Raw genomic sequence first — 17,118 nt, 5'->3', positions numbered from 1 at the left:
AATGAGAATTTTATAAATAAAGATGTGTTGCACCTGAAAGGAGATATTACAGATGGAAAAAATTATTGCGATAAATGCTGGTAGTTCATCTTTAAAATTTCAATTATTTGAAATGCCTAGTGAAAAAGTTATTACTAAAGGTTTAATTGAGCGAATTGGCTTGAATGACTCGGTTTTTAATATAACAGTTAATGATGAAAAAATAACAGAAGTGACAGATATCCCGGCACACGATATAGCTGTAAAGATATTATTAGAAAAGTTGACTTCTCTTGGAATTATTAAATCCCTTAGTGAAATTAATGGGATAGGTCATCGTGTAGTTCATGGGGGAGAAGAATTTTCAGATTCTGTCATAATTAATGATTCAGTGATCGAGAAAATTAATCAGCTTTCTGAACTAGCTCCCCTTCATAATCCAGCTAATATAACAGGGATTAAGGCATTTCAGCAAGTGCTTCCTGATGTTCCGTCTGTAGCTGTATTTGATACAGCTTTTCATCAAACTATGCCTGATAGTTCTTTTTTATATAGCCTACCGTATGAATTCTACGAAAAATATGGAATTCGTAAGTATGGTTTTCATGGAACTTCTCATAAATATGTATCTGAAAGAGCGGCAGAAATACTTGGACGTCCGATTGACCAGCTTCGCCTCATTTCTTGTCATTTAGGAAATGGAGCCAGCATTGCTGCAATTAAAGGAGGTAAATCAATCGATACATCTATGGGCTTTACTCCTCTAGCTGGTGTTATGATGGGAACTCGTTCAGGAAACATTGATCCTGCGCTTATTCCTTTTATTATGGAGAAGACTAACCAAACAGCGGATGAGGTCTTACATATTTTAAATAAGAAAAGTGGTTTATTAGGAGTCTCGGGTTTTTCAAGTGATCTTCGTGATATCCAACAACAGGCAGATGAAGGCAATAACAGAGCAGAATTAGCACTAGAATTGTTTGCAAATGGCATACATAAATATATTGGTTCATATGCAGCGCGTATGTATGGTGTGGATGCAATTATTTTTACAGCAGGTATTGGGGAAAATAGTGCTTTAATTAGAGAACGTGTATTAAAAGGTTTAGAGTTCATGGGAATTTATTGGGATCCAACATTAAATAAAGTGACTGGAAAAGAAGCCTTTATTACGTATCCGCACTCTCCAGTTAAAGTAATGGTCATCCCAACGAACGAAGAAGTGATGATTGCACGTGATGTAGTACGCCTTACTAATTAAAGAAGATTTCCTTATATGTAGGCTTTGTTAAAGAGTACTGTTGATAAAAGCGATTTTTGAATCATTTGTGTGAAACCATGTTTCAACGCCTTGAAGTGTAGCTTTAAGATCGTGCTAAATGATTCAAAAATCAACAGAATTATTTAACATCGCCTATATGTAAAAAATATAAAACTTTTTTCAGGCTAAATGACTTCGTGGAGAAACTTATTTCATTAAGGAATAAATAAAAAAGTTAGGAAAGGTGAAAAGAACCTTTCCTACTATTGCTTTATAAGTGAAGGTTTAATGTGAATTTATCGTTGTCCGTAAGTACAAACCAAATGTCTAAATGAATGGTTAAATAGGGGGTCGAATCCATGCCTTTAGATGAACGAGAAATAGTGACGTTAACTGAGATTAGGGAATGGGAGAATAAGCTGCGCAGTTACGAGCCTAACGATTTTTCTTTATTGCTTCAAAAATATATTGAGCAATCATTTTCGTTATTACCTACTGTAATCAAAGAGAAGTTTTTTTCTTCCTTGGATCAATGGCTGTTTCACCTTCAGTCACTTATCCAAAGCTCTCATCTCCAAGCAGAAGCAAAAGAAAGAATATTAACAATAGCTCGTTCTTTTCTTCCGGAAATCGATTCAGTGCAGGATTTGAAAAAATTAAAAATTGATCAAATAAAATATATTGCTGACCAACAAATTTCTCGTCATCGTCTCTATTCATTTGCACATGGAGGAGTATCTGGTACTGGTAAAGCTTTATTGCTTGGTTCTGATTTACCAGGTGTAGTAGTGATTAATTTAAGAGCAGTACAATTGATTGCTGTTACCTACGGATTTGATACTAGTTCTCCGGTTGAAATGGAAACATCCTTAAAAGTTTTCCATGCAGCAATTTTGCCTCCTCATATTCGAATGAAGGCGTGGGAGAAGCTGATGGGGGAGATAGAAGAACATCAAACTGATAATTTTTTTTATGCACAAAAAGAAGAACTTAGTGATATGGCTTCTATTGAACAAATCTTAAAAGAAATTTTAAAAATAGTAGTCATTTTCCTGCTTCGAAAAAAAACATTCCAAGGGTTTCCAATTATTAGTATGGCAATAGGAGCAGGCATTAACTATCAATTAACACGAAAAGTAACAGATTTTTCTCATAAGTATTACCAAATGAGATATTTATTTGAGAAAAAGGAGCGAAACAAATGAGTACATTTGAACATAAACAGGAAGCTCCGCGACATGTCTCTTGCAAAGTCATTACGGTAAGCGATACGAGAACGGAAAATACCGATAAAAGTGGACAATTAATGGTTCGCCTCTTAAAAGATGCAGGACATCAAATTTCTGATTATGTCATTGTAAAAGATGATACTGGGTTCATCAAAACGGAAGTATTAAAAGGGTGTCATCATCCTGAAACAGATATTGTTCTTATCAACGGAGGGACAGGCATTGCTGTAAGAGATGTTACGATTGAAACGATAAAGCCTTTATTTGATAAAGAAATATCTGGATTTGGAGAGCTTTTTAGAATGCTTAGCTATCAAGAAGATATAGGTTCTGCCGCATTATTATCAAGAGCGATCGCAGGAGTTGTTGTCAATACTGCTGTTTTTTCGACACCTGGATCTACAGGAGCTGTTCAATTAGCGATGAAAAAATTGATCTTACCTGAATTGGGCCATGTTGTGAGAGAGCTGAAAAAAGATTTATAACGTTTGAAATTGTATAAATGTATTTATACAAGATCATGCTAAAATTAATTTCATTTGTCGTGCTATTAGATAATAATTGCTAGCTTTGCTTATAGAAATTTATTTTTTATTTTTTTAAGATTTAAGTATTGAATTTTATGAAGAAAATTGTTAAAGTATTTAAAGTAGATTTGAATAAAAATATAAATAAATGAATATTTATTCGTATATAGGAGGAAATAAAAATGGCAAATCCAAAAGTGGTTCTTGCTTATTCAGGGGGCCTTGACACATCTGTCGCAATTACATGGTTAACGGAACAAGGATATTCAGTTGTAGCGTGCTGCCTTGATGTTGGAGAAGGAAAAGATTTAGAATTCGTACAGCAAAAAGCGCTTAAAGTTGGTGCTGTAAAGTCTTATGTTTTAGATGTTAAAGAAGAATTCGCTCAAGACTTTGCGTTATTATCTCTTCAAGCACATACATTATATGAAGGGAAATATCCTTTAGTTTCGGCTTTATCAAGACCGTTAATTTCAAAAAAATTAGTTGAAGTAGCAGAACAAGAAAATGCAGTTGCTGTTGCTCACGGATGTACAGGTAAAGGAAATGATCAGGTTCGTTTTGAAGTATCTATTCAAGCTTTAAATCCTAATTTGGAAGTTTTAGCTCCTGTTCGTGAATGGAGCTGGTCACGTGAAGAAGAGATCGAATATGCAAAACAAAAGAATATTCCGATCCCAATTAATTTAGATAGCCCTTACTCAGTAGACCAAAATTTATGGGGTAGAGCGAACGAATGTGGTATTTTAGAGGATCCTTGGGCTGCACCGCCAGAAGGAGCTTATGAATTGACTGCAAGCCTAGAAAATACACCAGACACTCCTGAAGTTGTAGAGATTGCATTTGAAGAGGGTGTACCTGTTAGTATAAATGGTCAATCATATTCATTATCTGAATTAATTCTAAAACTTAACGACCTTGCAGGAAAACATGGAGTTGGCAGAATTGACCATGTTGAAAACCGTCTTGTTGGAATTAAATCACGTGAAGTATATGAATGCCCAGGAGCCATGACATTAATTAAAGCTCATAAGGAATTAGAAGATTTAACGTTAGTAAAAGAAGTTGCCCACTTCAAACCAGTTATTGAGAAAAAGTTAACAGAGCTTATTTATGAAGGCCTGTGGTTCTCACCTTTAAAAACTTCATTAGAAGCATTTTTAAAGGATACACAGAAAAATGTAACTGGTATTGTTCGAGTGAAATTGTTCAAAGGTCATGCGATCATTGAAGGTAGAAAATCACCATTTTCACTATATGATGAAAAGCTTGCAACTTATACTTCTGAGGATGAGTTTGATCATGCAGCAGCAGTAGGCTTTATTAAGCTTTGGGGTCTACCAACAAAAGTAAACAGCATTGTTCAAAAGAATAAGAAGGTGACAGTGTGAAAAAGCTTTGGGGCGGAAGATTTACCAAATCAGCAGAAGAATGGGTAGATGAATTTGGTGCTTCCATTTCCTTTGACCAAGAGCTGGTTATGGAAGATCTTGAAGGAAGCATTGCCCATGTTACGATGCTTGCTAAAACAGGTATCTTAACGAACGAAGAAGCAGAGCTTATTCGAAAAGGCTTATCCTCATTAAAGGAAAAAGCAGCTCAAAATGAGCTTGCTTTTTCTGTTAAACTAGAAGACATTCATTTAAATTTAGAGAGCATGCTAACGGATATGATTGGACCTGTCGGCGGTAAACTTCATACAGGTAGAAGCCGCAATGACCAAGTTGCAACAGATGTTCATTTGTATTTACGAAATCAAATTCAAGTTATTCTTGAGTTGATTCATGAGCTGCAGGAAGCTCTTGTTGAACAGGCTGAGGTTCATGTTGAAACAATTATGCCTGGATATACACATTTACAAAGAGCACAGCCGATCTCTTTTGCACATCATTTAATGGCTTATTTCTGGATGCTCGAAAGAGACAAGCAGCGTTTTCAAGAAAATATTAAACGAGTAAATGTTTCTCCACTGGGAGCAGGGGCATTAGCAGGTACAACCTTCCCAATTGATCGCTATTACTCTGCTGAACTGCTTGGCTTTGATAGTATTTATGAAAACAGCATGGATGCCGTGAGTGATCGTGATTTTATCATTGAATTTTTATCTGCAAGCTCCATTTTAATGATGCACCTTTCTAGATTTAGTGAAGAAATTATTTTGTGGTCTAGTCAGGAATTTAAATTTATTGAGTTAGATGATAGCTTTTCAACTGGTTCAAGCATTATGCCACAAAAGAAAAATCCAGATATGGCAGAGTTGATTAGAGGGAAAACTGGCCGTGTCTATGGGAACCTAATGGGACTATTAACGGTACTAAAAGGTCTTCCTCTTACTTATAACAAAGATATGCAGGAAGATAAGGAAGGAATGTTTGACACCGTTAAAACGGTTACGGGTTCCTTAAAGATTTTTGCTGGCATGGTACGGACGATGAGGGTACAAACTAATCAAATGGAAAAAGCAACGAAAAATGATTTTTCCAATGCAACAGAGCTTGCCGATTATCTTTCTGATAAAGGGATGCCTTTTAGAGAAGCTCATGAGGTTGTAGGTAAATTAGTTCTCTATTGTGTAAATAAGGGCTGTTTCCTAGCTGACCTTACTTTAGACGAGTTCCATGATGCTTGTGATCTGTTTGAAGAAGATATTTATAAAGTGTTAGATCCTAAAACTGCTGTTGAAAGAAGAAACAGTGCAGGTGGTACAGGGTTTGCACAAATTAAATTAGCGATTAGTAAAGCGAAGGATTGCTTAGACAAAAAACACGCTGTGAAATAAACAGCGTGTTTTTTGATGAAAATTAAAAACGCTTACATTTTGCGGTTATAAATATAATTTAATCTTTTTTTGTACGAACAACTAAAACATCACAAGGTGCGTAACGAGTAATATGCTCAGAAACACTACCAATGATAAATCGTTCCACAGCATTCATTCCTGTAGCCCCACATATAATTAAATCAACTTGATGTTTTTTGGCAATTTCTTTAGGGATTTTTACTTTTGGAGAACCATAATCAATTTCATATTCTACGTCATGAATCCCAGCTTCGATTGCTTCTTGCTTATAATTTTCGAGAAGCTCTTTTGCAAAGTGCTCTGCTCTCTCAGCAATGGTCCTGTCATAAGCTTCAACTGTCGCAAAAGTTCGAACATCAATAATGTGGGTAATCACCATTCTAGCTTGATTCCTTTTCGCTACTTCGATTGCTTTTCTAAATGCCCATTCAGCTTCTTTTGAACCATCGATTGCAACTAAAATTTTTTGATAATGCAAACCCATGGCTATCTCCTCCTTTCCCTATATTATACATGATTTCATGATGAATATCTGTAACAATATTTCGAACAATAAGAAAGGTAATGTATCTTAGAAAAGGAGTGAGATCATGAAAAACAAGGAATTTAAAGGGAAAGTAAATTTACTTGATGATCAAGGGATTAATCAAGTAACAGAGCAAATTATGGATTCCTATAACAGCGGAGTGGTTGATCAATCCGTTTTTCAATCTGAAAACGGAAAGCAATACGAGGAAGAGCAGTAATAAGAAAAGAGCCGATTCGGCTCTTTTTCGCAATTATTAAGGTAATATTTAATCGAATAGATTCAATCATATCGCAGCTACTTCAGTTACAGCCTTTGTTCTGGTTATAAAGAATTAAGATATAATTTGGAGCTCTTTCGGGAATTGTGTCAGTACTTCAAGACCATCCTTTGTAACGAGTACGTCATCCTCAATTCTGACACCTGCCACTTCAGGTACATAAATACCTGGTTCAATAGTAAATACCATTCCTTCTTGAAGCAGAAGCGGATTCGTTTCTGTCAAAGAAGGAAATTCATGAATGCTAATTCCTAATCCATGTCCTAAGCGATGTGGAAAAAATTCTCCATAACCAGCTTCACGTATTACGTTTCGAGCAGCGGTATCAATATCTGAGCATGCGATACCTGGTGTACTTGCTTTTATGGCTGCAAGCTGTGCTTTTAATACCGTATCGTATATTTTTAGCTGCTGCTCATTTATATCACCGTATGCAACTGTTCTTGTAATATCGGAGCAATAGCCTTCCACAACAACCCCTAAATCAAATAATACTAAATCCCCTTTTTGTATTTTCGTATTACCTGGGCTACCGTGTGGTGAAGCGGCATTTGCTCCTGTCAAAACCATGGTGGAAAAGGACATTTTGCTGATGCCTTTTTTCTTAAGCTCATATTCAATTGAGGCTAATACATCCAGTTCGGTTTTGCCTTCTTTGATTTCTTGACAGCCAATTTCGATCGCATAATCGGCAAAAGTGCAGGCTTTTCGTATTTTCTCTAATTCTGATTTATCTTTAATCATTCGCAGCTCTCGTATTTTTCCTTCTGCTGAAAGAATAGAGGCGTTTGGAAATAAAGCAGAAATTTTTTCATATCTTTCTACATTCATATGTTCTTTTTCAATCGCAATGCGCTCTATTTTTGAAACTCGTATTTTTATTTCTTTTTCGATTAATTCCCATGGATGATCGGTATCACTGTACCCAATGATTAAGTATGGCCATCCTGCTTTTTTCGCTTCCTCTTTTTCCATCCCGGGACAAACTAAAATGGGATCATCGTTCTGAAATAGAACGATGGCCAGCAATCTTTCATGTGGATCGCTATAAAATTGACTAAAATAAAATACGTTTTCTGTTGAAGTAAGAAAAGATACTTGAATTTCGTTTAGCTTCATCCAGTTTGATAAATGAGTAAGTCTTTCCTGCATGAATTTTCGCCTCCTGATACACAGAAATAATGCCTATCTTTAAGGGTAACAATATGGTGGAGGATTGTAAACTTTTCTATATATTTTAATAGATTCCATTTAAGCGTACTTTTTTCTTTCCCTGGATACATAAATATATATAAAAGAAAGGAGATGCTGAATGAATAAAAATCGATACCTGCTTTGTTTACTTGTAAGTGGTGTCTTGCTCTATTATGCACTCCCACACTTAAATGTGTATAGTAGAGGTATAGAAGGTTTATTTGCTTTTTTATGGCTTGTGTTATTTTTTATTGCTACTGCTGGAAATCTATCTGCTTTTTTATTCAAGCCTAGAAAAAACGGATATCAAGATGTTTATCAGGTACGAAAAAAGAAAAAGAAAGCTCATTACTATGACTAGTTTTTACATCCTCTTGATTTGAATCGAAAGAGTAATCATTTTATAATGGAATAAGAAAAATTTACTAATTGAGAGTAAATAGTAAAAAGGGGCAACTCTATTCTAGTGCCTAGCAGCAAAAAAAAAAGAAAAGGTACTAATGGAGTTGTCCTTTAATATTTATACAACTTCCAAAGATATTTTTTCTGATACTATGAAAAGGGTGACGATCTTGGCTACGAAACATGAACAAATATTACTATACATTGATGAACTGCCAGTTGGTGAAAAAATCTCCGTAAGACAAATTGCCAAGGCGTTGAATGTTAGTGAAGGAACGGCTTATCGAGCGATTAAAGATGCTGAAAATAAAGGATATGTAAGCACGATTGAACGAGTAGGAACTATTCGTATTGAACAAAAGAAAAAAGAAAATATTGAAAAGCTTACGTATGCTGAAGTGGTGAATATTGTAGATGGACAAGTACTAGGGGGACGAGCTGGCTTACATAAAACCTTAAATAAATTTGTCATAGGAGCTATGAAATTAGATGCGATGATGCGTTACACAGGAGCAGGGAACCTTCTTATTATTGGAAATAGATTTCAGGCTCATGAACATGCACTTAAGGCTGGAGCAGCTGTGTTGATCACAGGAGGATTTGATACTGAAGAAGATGTAAAGAATTTAGCAGATGAATTGGAGCTGCCGGTTATATCAACAAGCTATGATACTTTTACGGTTGCTACGATGATAAACCGAGCCATTTACGATCAATTAATAAAAAAGGATATTGTCCTTGTAGAGGATATCTTAACACCGATACAGGACACGATATTTTTAAAAACAACAGATCTTGTCTCTGATTGGATGAATTTAAATCGTGAAACGATGCATAGCCGTTTTCCTGTTGTTGATCAAAAAAAGAAGGTACAAGGAATTGTCACTTCAAAGGATATTATGGGTAAAGATTCGCAAACCCTTATTGAAAAGATCATGACCAAAAATCCAATTTCTGTTAGCGGAAAAACTAGTGTCGCTTCAGCCTCTCATATGATGGTCTGGGAGGGGTTAGAGGTATTACCGGTTGTAGATGAAACAAATTTATTGCAAGGCATCATTAGTAGGCAGGATGTTTTAAAAGCTCTTCAAATGATTCAGCGTCAGCCCCAAGTGGGTGAAACGATCGATGATATCGTAACCAATCAGCTTGTATTAACAAAAGGAAAATTGAAGGGTGAGGATATTTTCCAATGTGAAATTACTCCGCAAATGTCCAATCATATAGGAACCATTTCTTACGGAGTGTTTACTACAATTGTGACTGAAGCTGCAAATGGTGTATTAAGAGGATACAAAAAGGGGGACTTAGTTGTTGAAAATATGACAATCTATTTCCTTAAGCCTGTTCAGATTGAAAGCACGATTGAAATTTATCCTAGAATTCTTGAGGTTGGACGAAAGTTTGGAAAAGTGGATGTGGAGGTTTTTAATGAAGGGGTATTAGTCGGAAAAGCAATGATGATGTGCCAAATAATGGACCGCCATTAATCGAGTTTTCTCTTCTATAGGGCTACAATCTTTACAATAAAAATTAGTGGTTACAGTCTACTAAATATAAAGTATAATCAATTAAATATTGCGATAAGAAGGAGATCTTAATGAAAGAAAAAATACTTGAAGCAATTAAAGAATATGAAACTATTATTATTCATCGCCATGTACGTCCCGATCCTGATGCTTATGGTTCACAAGGTGGTTTAGCAGAAATTTTAAAAGCATCGTTTCCTAATAAGACTATCTACACCGTAGGAAAAGAAGAGGAGTCATTGCATTTTTTACGCAGGCTTGATCAAATTGATGATGATGTATATCAAGGTTCACTCGTGATCGTTTGTGATACAGCTAATCAAGAAAGAGTATGTGACCAGAGGTATACTTCTGGCGATATGTTAATTAAGATTGACCATCATCCCAACGAAGATCCTTACGGAGATGTATTATGGGTTGATACAACCGCAAGCTCAGTAAGTGAAATGATCTATGAGTTTTATCTCTTTGGCCGCGACAAAGGATTGAAGATGTCGGATGAGGCTGCGAGACTTCTGTACGCGGGAATTGTGGGAGATACAGGTCGATTCTTATTTCCAAGCACAACAGAGAAAACGTTTCTATATGCAGGTGAATTAATTCATTATTCATTTTCACGAACGGATATATACAATAAAATGTATGAAATGGAGTCTAATGTCGTAAAGCTTAACGGATATATATTACAAAATTTTAAATCAGAGCCGAGTGGAGTTGCCTCCATGATCATAGATAAGGATTTGCTTGAAAGATTTCAAGTGAAGCCTTCTGAAGCCTCGTTGCTTGTAGGGATTTTAGGAAATGTTAAAGGGATAAAAGCGTGGGTATTTTTTATTGAAGAAAAGGATCAAATTCGTGTACGCATCCGTTCGAAGGGCCCGGTTATTAATACGGTAGCTAAAAAGTATCGTGGGGGAGGCCATCCATTAGCAGCTGGAGCATCGATTTATTCATGGAATGAAGTTAAAGGGGTAATAGAAGATTTAGAACTTGTCTGTAAAGAATAAAGGAATGAACTGATAGGATAGATTAGAACAACTTATCCTATCAGTTTTTTTATAATATCAGAATTTATATCTGAAGTTAGATTACTGTCTAGCTCCGACGTACAGGACGTACAAGTGCCGATGTTGCCACAGGACGTGGCGCACTTAATCGGCCAGCGCCTATCGACTATCAAACTTCAGGGCTTCTCCCTACGATAAGTCAACATCGATTCGCTAACGCTCATCGTGATTCCTTTATCACGTTTTAACGGGCAGTAAGGTATGACCTAAAAAAATGTACAGTGGATAAAAAACTGCCCGTAAAAACCTGATTGGCTCAGGCTAACCATCAGGGAAAGTACATCCTGATGGAAGGTTCGCCTTATCTCAGTCGAAGCCCCTCCAGTTTGTACGTCGATGATCAAGGCGCTTACGCTTTTCTTAATCGGCTAAAAACAATTCAATTTGAATGCTTAGAGTTGTGTAAAAGACGATTTCAGTAACGCGAAATTGAAATCTTTTATCGTTTATTTTCATTCTTTTATTTTCAATTGTTTTCATCATCAAATCTCTATTTTTATAGACGGTTTCGATATCTTTAGCTTCAAGCATATTTAAATCATCTTTTATGAGGTTTTCCATTTCAAATTTACTATAGGAATCAAGATCATATTTTTTACTGTTGATGATATTTACTTTTATTTCCTGAACAGTAAGCCTTTTCTCATTTTTTTGATTGAGTTCTTGAAATTCCTCTTGCCATATTTTTTTATCTTCTTTTAATTCTTTAATGAGTTCGCTTTGTCTTTTAATTTGTATGCTATACTTTTCCTGCGATTCTCCAAAGATAAACAGAAAAATAAACCAACTGATTATTCCGCCCATTACCATTCCAACAAAGAAACGCTGTATGGACGGGTTCCGATAGTATGGAGGAATTCTCATGATGAAGCATGCTCCTGTGTGAGCCAATAAATGAATAAAGCTCCTGTTTGTGCTCCTCCTAAGGCCGATAGAATTAATAAAAACTGTTTAAATATGTCCTTTGTATCTCCATTATACAAGCCTTTTTCAAAGCTATAAACGGTATCAAATGTTCCTCCGATGGCTGCGATGATTGCCCATATCCTAATCATTTTAGAAATCTGAACGATTTCGGTTAGAAGAGGCTTACCTGTTAAAAAAGCAGCTAGTCCACCGATAATAGACCCTCCAATTAAGACGCCGAGTGCAATAAAATAGCTTTCAATAAAAGAGAATAAAAACGGTTGTTCCCTCATATGATCTCATCCTTGCTTAAATAGTCGTTCTCTATCAACTTATGGACAAACTGAGGTAAATATGTTTTCGAAATTTAAATTATTGATATCAAAAAAGCAAAAAAGAGAACGTATTTTCTTTTTATTGATAAAACATATATAATATACTAAAACTAATAAAGAAGATTTAAGGGTGTGAACCGTGTGTCTTTTGCTCACCTTCATGTATATAGTGCTTACAGTTTGTTGTCGAGCACAGTTACAATTCAAAATCTAGTTGCTGTTGCCAAAAGTAAGGGCTTTAAGGAAATAGCGTTAACGGACCGAAATGTTATGTATGGAGCCATTTCATTTTATAAGGAATGCATAAAACAAGGGATAAAACCAATCATCGGTTTGACAGTGGATGTAATAAGCGAAATCGATGATTCAAAAGCGTATCCTCTCGTCCTTTTAGCAGAGAATGAGACAGGCTATCATCATTTATTAAAAATATCAAGTGTTGTTCAAACAAAGTCTCAACTCGGGATTCCTACCAAATGGTTGAAACATTATTCTAAAGGATTGTTCGCGATTACCCCAGGAATTGAAGGTGAGATTGAAAACTATATTGTAAATGACGACCTTGAAAAAGCTATTCAAGTAATCAATACATATACGCAAATTTTTGATTCTAACCATTTTTTCCTCGCGCTTCAAGACCATCAACTTCCTGCAGAAAAGAAAGTTCAGCAAACATTTATGGAGTTAAATAAAAGGACGGGAATTGAGCAAGTTGTTACCAATCATGTTTCATATTTATATAAAGAGGAATCATTTACGCAAAAATGTTTAAATGCTATTCAAAATGGAGAAAAATTAGAGAATATAAATAAAATAGAGCTTGAGAATGATGAATTTTATCTGAAGGATGCTAAGGAAATGGTTGAGCAATTTTCACACTTTCCAGATGCTTTAGAAAACACGATACGAGTTGCTCGTGCATGCCATATTACGATTGAAATAAATCAAATGAATCTTCCAAAGTATCCAACTGAAAATGGGATAACAGCGGAAGAGCTGCTAGAGAATATTTGTTGGGAAGGTTTCTATAAAAGATATTCTAATCCTACAGAAGAACATGTACAAAGATTACAATATGAATTAAGTATTATTACAAAAATGAACTTTTGCGACTACTTTTTAATTGTTTGGGATTTTATGAAGTATTCTAGAGAAACTAGTATTTTAACTGGACCAGGAAGGGGCTCTGCAGCAGGCTCCATGGCTGCGTATGTGCTTTATATTACAGATGTTGATCCGATTTGTTATCAATTGTTGTTTGAACGTTTTTTAAATCCAGAAAGAATCACCATGCCAGATATTGATATTGATTTTCCTGACCATAAGCGTGATCAAGTGATTCGTTATGTTGCGGAAAAATACGGAGAACTTCATGTGGCTCAAATTATCACTTTTGGAACCTTTGGGGCTAAACAAGCTTTAAGAGATGTTGGCAGGGTGTTTGGGTTAAATACAAAAGAATTAGATAAGCTTTCAAAGCTTATTCCAACAAAGCTTGGGATCACTTTAGAGGAGGCTTACCGCGAATCAAAAGCTTTAAAAGCTTTTGTACAGGAATCACCTATACAACAAAAGCTTTTTAAAACAGCCCTGCAGCTAGAAGGACTGCCAAGACATCATTCTATTCATGCAGCAGGAATCGTAATTAGTCAAGAGCCTTTAGTGAATATCATTCCTATCCAATCTAGTCATGGTCAAATGTATGTAACTCAATATTCAATGGGGCATCTAGAAGAACTTGGTTTATTGAAAATGGATTTTCTTGGATTAAGAAATTTATCACTCATGGAGTCCATCATCAGTTCTATTTCTCATACAACAAAAAAGAAGCTAGATATTAAAGCGATTTCACTCGAGGATAATGCTACATATGAGTTGCTTTGCAGAGGGGAAACAACAGGAATCTTTCAATTAGAGTCTGAAGGGATGCAAAGTGTGTTAAAAAGGCTAAAGCCAAGTTCTTTTGAAGATATTGTGGCAGTTAATGCCCTATACCGGCCAGGGCCAATGGAAAACATCCCTTTATTTATCGATCGGAAGCATGGAAGGCAAGAGATCCATTATCCTCATCCTGATTTAAAGCCAATTTTAGAAAATACATATGGTGTTATTGTTTATCAGGAACAAATCATGCAGATTGCGGCTAGTATGGCTGGCTTCTCTTTAGGGGAAGCGGATTTATTAAGAAGAGCGGTAAGCAAAAAACAAAAGGACGTTTTAGACAAAGAAAGAATGCATTTTGTTCGTGGCGCTGGGTTAAGAGGCTATGAAGAAAAAACAGCCGATCAAATTTATGATTTAATTGTCCGCTTTGCTCATTATGGTTTTAACAGAAGTCATGCCGTTGCTTATAGCTTAATCGCCTATCAGCTTGCCTATTTGAAAACACACTATCCTTTACATTTCATGGCAGCCTTATTAAGCTCAGTCGTCGGAAATGAAGGAAAAGTTGCACAATATATTCGAGAAGTAAATCAAAAAAACTTTGAGGTGCTTCCTCCATCCATTAACAAAAGCAGCTATACTTTTTTAGTAGAAAAAAATGCAATACGCTACAGTCTTGGTGCGATAAAAGGGATTGGGAAATCTGTCTTAAAGGAAATTTTCAAAGCGAGAAAAATTAGAAAATTTGATGATTTATTTGATTTTTGCTTACGAGTGTCTTTAAAAATTGTTAATCGTAAGGTACTAGAGGCACTTGTATACTCCGGCAGCTTTGATGATTTTGGGGAGGACAGAGCGGTATTATTGGCAAGTCTGGATGTAGCTATTGAGCATGCTCAATTAGTAAAACCAAATGACCTAGAGCAAGCAGATTTGTTTTCTGATGATGATTTTTTCATAAAACCGAAATATGCAGAAGCTGATCCTATTCATTCCGTACAAAAATTGGCAAAGGAAAAGGAAGTATTAGGATTGTATTTATCTGCTCATCCTGTTTCCATTTTTAACGGAATTCTTTCTTCATTAAAAGTGAAATCACTTATCGATATTCTTCCCAATGATCCTCGTTCTTCGGCTGTAGTGTATTTAACGGATGTTAAAAGCATAAGGACAAAAAAAGGAGATCCAATGTCTTTTTTAATGTTGAGTGATCAAAGTGATGAAATGGAGGCTGTTGCCTTTCCTAATGTTTATCGGAAATTTTCATCATTCTTCGTTCAAGGAAACATCCTATTAGTAGAAGGAAAAGTAGAGGAAAGGGATGGGAAAAAACAATTTATTATCCAGAATGTGAAGGATCTAAACGATATAGCGGATAAGGAAAAATATTTTCAAGATCCTCGTATCTTATACTTGAAATTGACTGAGGAAAAGGAAACGGAAGATCGGATGATGCAATTAAGGGAGATTTTTAAACTCTATTCGGGTTCTACTTTTGTTATTTTACATTATGTTCGTTCACAAAGAACGATTCGATTAAGTGAGTTTGATCGAGTTAACCCTACGGAAGAATGCTTGAATAAATTAAAAATAGTTCTTGGTGAAAATAATGTCATCTTAAAATAAGCATCTTTACAAGCTTCAGTGTTATGGTATATTGTTTAAGAGTCTTTCTGGTCTGACGATCAAATAAAGCTGTGTCTTGAGCAGTGTAATATAGAAATAAGTGTGAAGCTATGAAGTTACATAAGAACCGTTGTGCTCAGACAGATATAGCTAAATACAGAGAATTTTGCCTATTGAATAAGCTTTCTTTTATTAACTTGTATACGTATATATTATAAGGAGTGAAACCGATTGTCATTGCGTGAGGAAGCACTACATATGCACCGTGTTCATCATGGGAAATTAGAATCAAAGTCTAAAGTTGAAGTGAAAAATCAAAAAGATTTAAGCCTAGCCTACTCACCAGGTGTTGCAGAACCTTGTAAAGAAATATATGACAAACCTGAGACAGTTTATGAATATACAATGAAGGGAAATACAGTGGCTGTCGTTTCAGATGGAACTGCTGTTCTTGGTTTGGGGAATATAGGACCGGAGGCTGCTCTGCCAGTTATGGAAGGAAAGTCTGTTCTTTTTAAAAGCTTTGCAGGTGTCGATGCATTTCCAATTTGTTTAAAAACAACTGATGTGGAAAAGATTATTGAAACAGTTAAATTACTTGAGCCAACATTTGGCGGAGTTAATCTTGAGGATATCGCTGCTCCAAATTGTTTTGAGATCGAAGAGCGATTAAAAAAAGAAACAAATATACCAGTGTTTCATGATGATCAACACGGAACAGCAATAGTTACAGTAGCTGGATTAGTCAATGCACTTAAGCTAGTTAACAAAAAAATAACCGATATAAAAGTAGTAGCAAATGGTGCAGGTGCAGCAGGAATTGCCATTATTAAATTATTGTATAGCTATGGGGTACGAGATTTAATTATGTGCGATACAAAAGGGGCAATCTATGAAAACCGCCCAGTGGGAATGAATTATATCAAAAATGAAGTTGCTAAATTTACGAATAGAGAGAACTTAAAAGGAACTCTCGAAGATGTAATCAAAGGTGCGGATGTGTTTATTGGGGTATCTGCAGCAGGTGCATTAACGACTGAAATGATTCAATCAATGAATAAGGATGCAATTATTTTTGCAATGGCTAATCCAATTCCTGAAATTATGCCAGAAGAAGCAAAAGCTGCTGGTGCAAAAGTAGTTGGAACAGGAAGATCAGATTTTCCTAACCAAGTCAATAACGTTCTTGCTTTCCCAGGGATTTTTAGAGGGGCTCTTGATGTACGCGCAACTCATATTAATGAAGAAATGAAGATGGCAGCAGTAGAGGCTATTGCTGGATTGATTAACGAAAATGAGCTGAATGAAGATTTTGTTATCCCAGGTCCTTTTGATCCTAGGGTCGCTCCAGAAGTAGCAGCAGCTGTAGCTAAAGCTGCTATGGAAACAGGAGTTGCTAGGTTTAACAGGGATCCAAATGAAATTAAAGAACAAACATACACGCTTTCAGCTATTGGAAAAACGGAGTAGTGAAAAAAGAAATAAGAATTCCTAAATTTGATTCTTCTTTTTTCAAAATATTGTTTGGTTTGTAGACATTTATTTTATGTTAAAAATATGGCAATAAATAAAT

15 protein-coding genes are annotated in these 17,118 nt (G+C 35.6%); 11 read left to right on the top strand and 4 right to left on the bottom strand.

The features are described 5' to 3' along the window. Positions 1-52: 52 nt before the first annotated feature. From FDO66_RS07515 to argH, 5 genes are all read left to right on the top strand, one after another. Positions 53-1,240, top strand: coding sequence for an acetate kinase (locus tag FDO66_RS07515; RefSeq protein WP_141432028.1), 1,188 nt, complete (start codon positions 53-55; stop codon positions 1,238-1,240). A gap of 359 nt (positions 1,241-1,599) precedes the next feature. Then, positions 1,600-2,445, top strand: coding sequence for an EcsC family protein (locus tag FDO66_RS07510; RefSeq protein ID WP_141432027.1), 846 nt, complete (start codon positions 1,600-1,602; stop codon positions 2,443-2,445). Then, positions 2,442-2,954, top strand: a complete 513-nt coding sequence (locus FDO66_RS07505; protein ID WP_141432026.1) for a MogA/MoaB family molybdenum cofactor biosynthesis protein — start codon at positions 2,442-2,444, stop codon at positions 2,952-2,954. The genes FDO66_RS07510 and FDO66_RS07505 overlap by 4 nt, the downstream gene beginning before the upstream one ends. A 224-nt stretch (positions 2,955-3,178) precedes the next feature. Beyond that, complete coding sequence (locus FDO66_RS07500) at positions 3,179-4,387, top strand: argininosuccinate synthase (protein ID WP_141432025.1); 1,209 nt, start codon at positions 3,179-3,181, stop codon at positions 4,385-4,387. Beyond that, positions 4,384-5,775 (top strand): argininosuccinate lyase, encoded by a 1,392-nt coding sequence (argH, locus tag FDO66_RS07495; RefSeq protein ID WP_141432024.1) that lies wholly within the window; start codon positions 4,384-4,386, stop codon positions 5,773-5,775. The genes FDO66_RS07500 and argH overlap by 4 nt, the downstream gene beginning before the upstream one ends. 58 nt (positions 5,776-5,833) lie before the next feature. On the opposite strand, the gene FDO66_RS07490 is transcribed toward argH, so the two are convergent. Continuing rightward, entirely contained in the window at positions 5,834-6,280 is a 447-nt protein-coding gene (locus FDO66_RS07490) for a universal stress protein (protein ID WP_141432023.1), read from the bottom strand. Positions 6,281-6,386: 106 nt separating this feature from the next. Here FDO66_RS07490 and FDO66_RS20785 point away from each other — a divergent pair, with 106 nt between their 5' ends. Continuing rightward, entirely contained in the window at positions 6,387-6,542 is a 156-nt protein-coding gene (locus FDO66_RS20785) for a hypothetical protein (RefSeq protein ID WP_181444484.1), read from the top strand. Positions 6,543-6,656: 114 nt separating this feature from the next. Here the strand turns inward: FDO66_RS20785 and FDO66_RS07485 are convergent, their stop codons facing one another. Further along, positions 6,657-7,754, bottom strand: coding sequence for a M24 family metallopeptidase (locus FDO66_RS07485; protein WP_141432022.1), 1,098 nt, complete (start codon positions 7,752-7,754; stop codon positions 6,657-6,659). A gap of 160 nt (positions 7,755-7,914) precedes the next feature. Here FDO66_RS07485 and FDO66_RS07480 point away from each other — a divergent pair, with 160 nt between their 5' ends. From FDO66_RS07480 to FDO66_RS07470, 3 genes are all read left to right on the top strand, one after another. Beyond that, the gene (locus tag FDO66_RS07480) at positions 7,915-8,157 is read left to right on the top strand and encodes a hypothetical protein (protein ID WP_141432021.1); all 243 of its coding nucleotides are present in this window, start codon (positions 7,915-7,917) and stop codon (positions 8,155-8,157) included. Between the two features lie 211 nt (positions 8,158-8,368). Beyond that, a complete protein-coding gene (locus FDO66_RS07475; RefSeq protein ID WP_141432020.1) occupies positions 8,369-9,688 on the top strand; it encodes a CBS domain-containing protein in 1,320 nt (439 codons plus the stop codon). Positions 9,689-9,798: 110 nt separating this feature from the next. Further along, entirely contained in the window at positions 9,799-10,734 is a 936-nt protein-coding gene (locus FDO66_RS07470; RefSeq protein WP_141432019.1) for a DHH family phosphoesterase, read from the top strand. A 420-nt stretch (positions 10,735-11,154) separates the two neighbouring features. Here the strand turns inward: FDO66_RS07470 and ytrI are convergent, their stop codons facing one another. Continuing rightward, a complete protein-coding gene (gene ytrI / locus FDO66_RS07465; protein ID WP_141432018.1) occupies positions 11,155-11,658 on the bottom strand; it encodes a sporulation membrane protein YtrI in 504 nt (167 codons plus the stop codon). Continuing rightward, on the bottom strand, positions 11,655-11,993 hold the full coding sequence (gene ytrH / locus FDO66_RS07460) for a sporulation membrane protein YtrH (protein WP_141432017.1): 339 nt from the start codon (positions 11,991-11,993) through the stop codon (positions 11,655-11,657). Before ytrH ends, ytrI begins: the two co-directional genes overlap by 4 nt. 183 nt (positions 11,994-12,176) lie before the next feature. Here ytrH and dnaE point away from each other — a divergent pair, with 183 nt between their 5' ends. After that, positions 12,177-15,545, top strand: a complete 3,369-nt coding sequence (gene dnaE / locus FDO66_RS07455; RefSeq protein ID WP_141432016.1) for a DNA polymerase III subunit alpha — start codon at positions 12,177-12,179, stop codon at positions 15,543-15,545. A gap of 231 nt (positions 15,546-15,776) precedes the next feature. Beyond that, positions 15,777-17,015, top strand: a complete 1,239-nt coding sequence (gene ystJ / locus FDO66_RS07450; RefSeq protein ID WP_141432015.1) for an NADP-dependent malic enzyme — start codon at positions 15,777-15,779, stop codon at positions 17,013-17,015. Positions 17,016-17,118: the final 103 nt, after the last annotated feature.

The organism is Bacillus sp. 03113 (assembly GCF_006546985.1).
GTDB lineage: Bacteria > Bacillota > Bacilli > Bacillales > Cytobacillaceae > VATK01.
The sequence above is the reverse complement of the archived record's forward strand: the minus strand, read 5'-3'. Positions and strand labels throughout refer to the sequence as shown.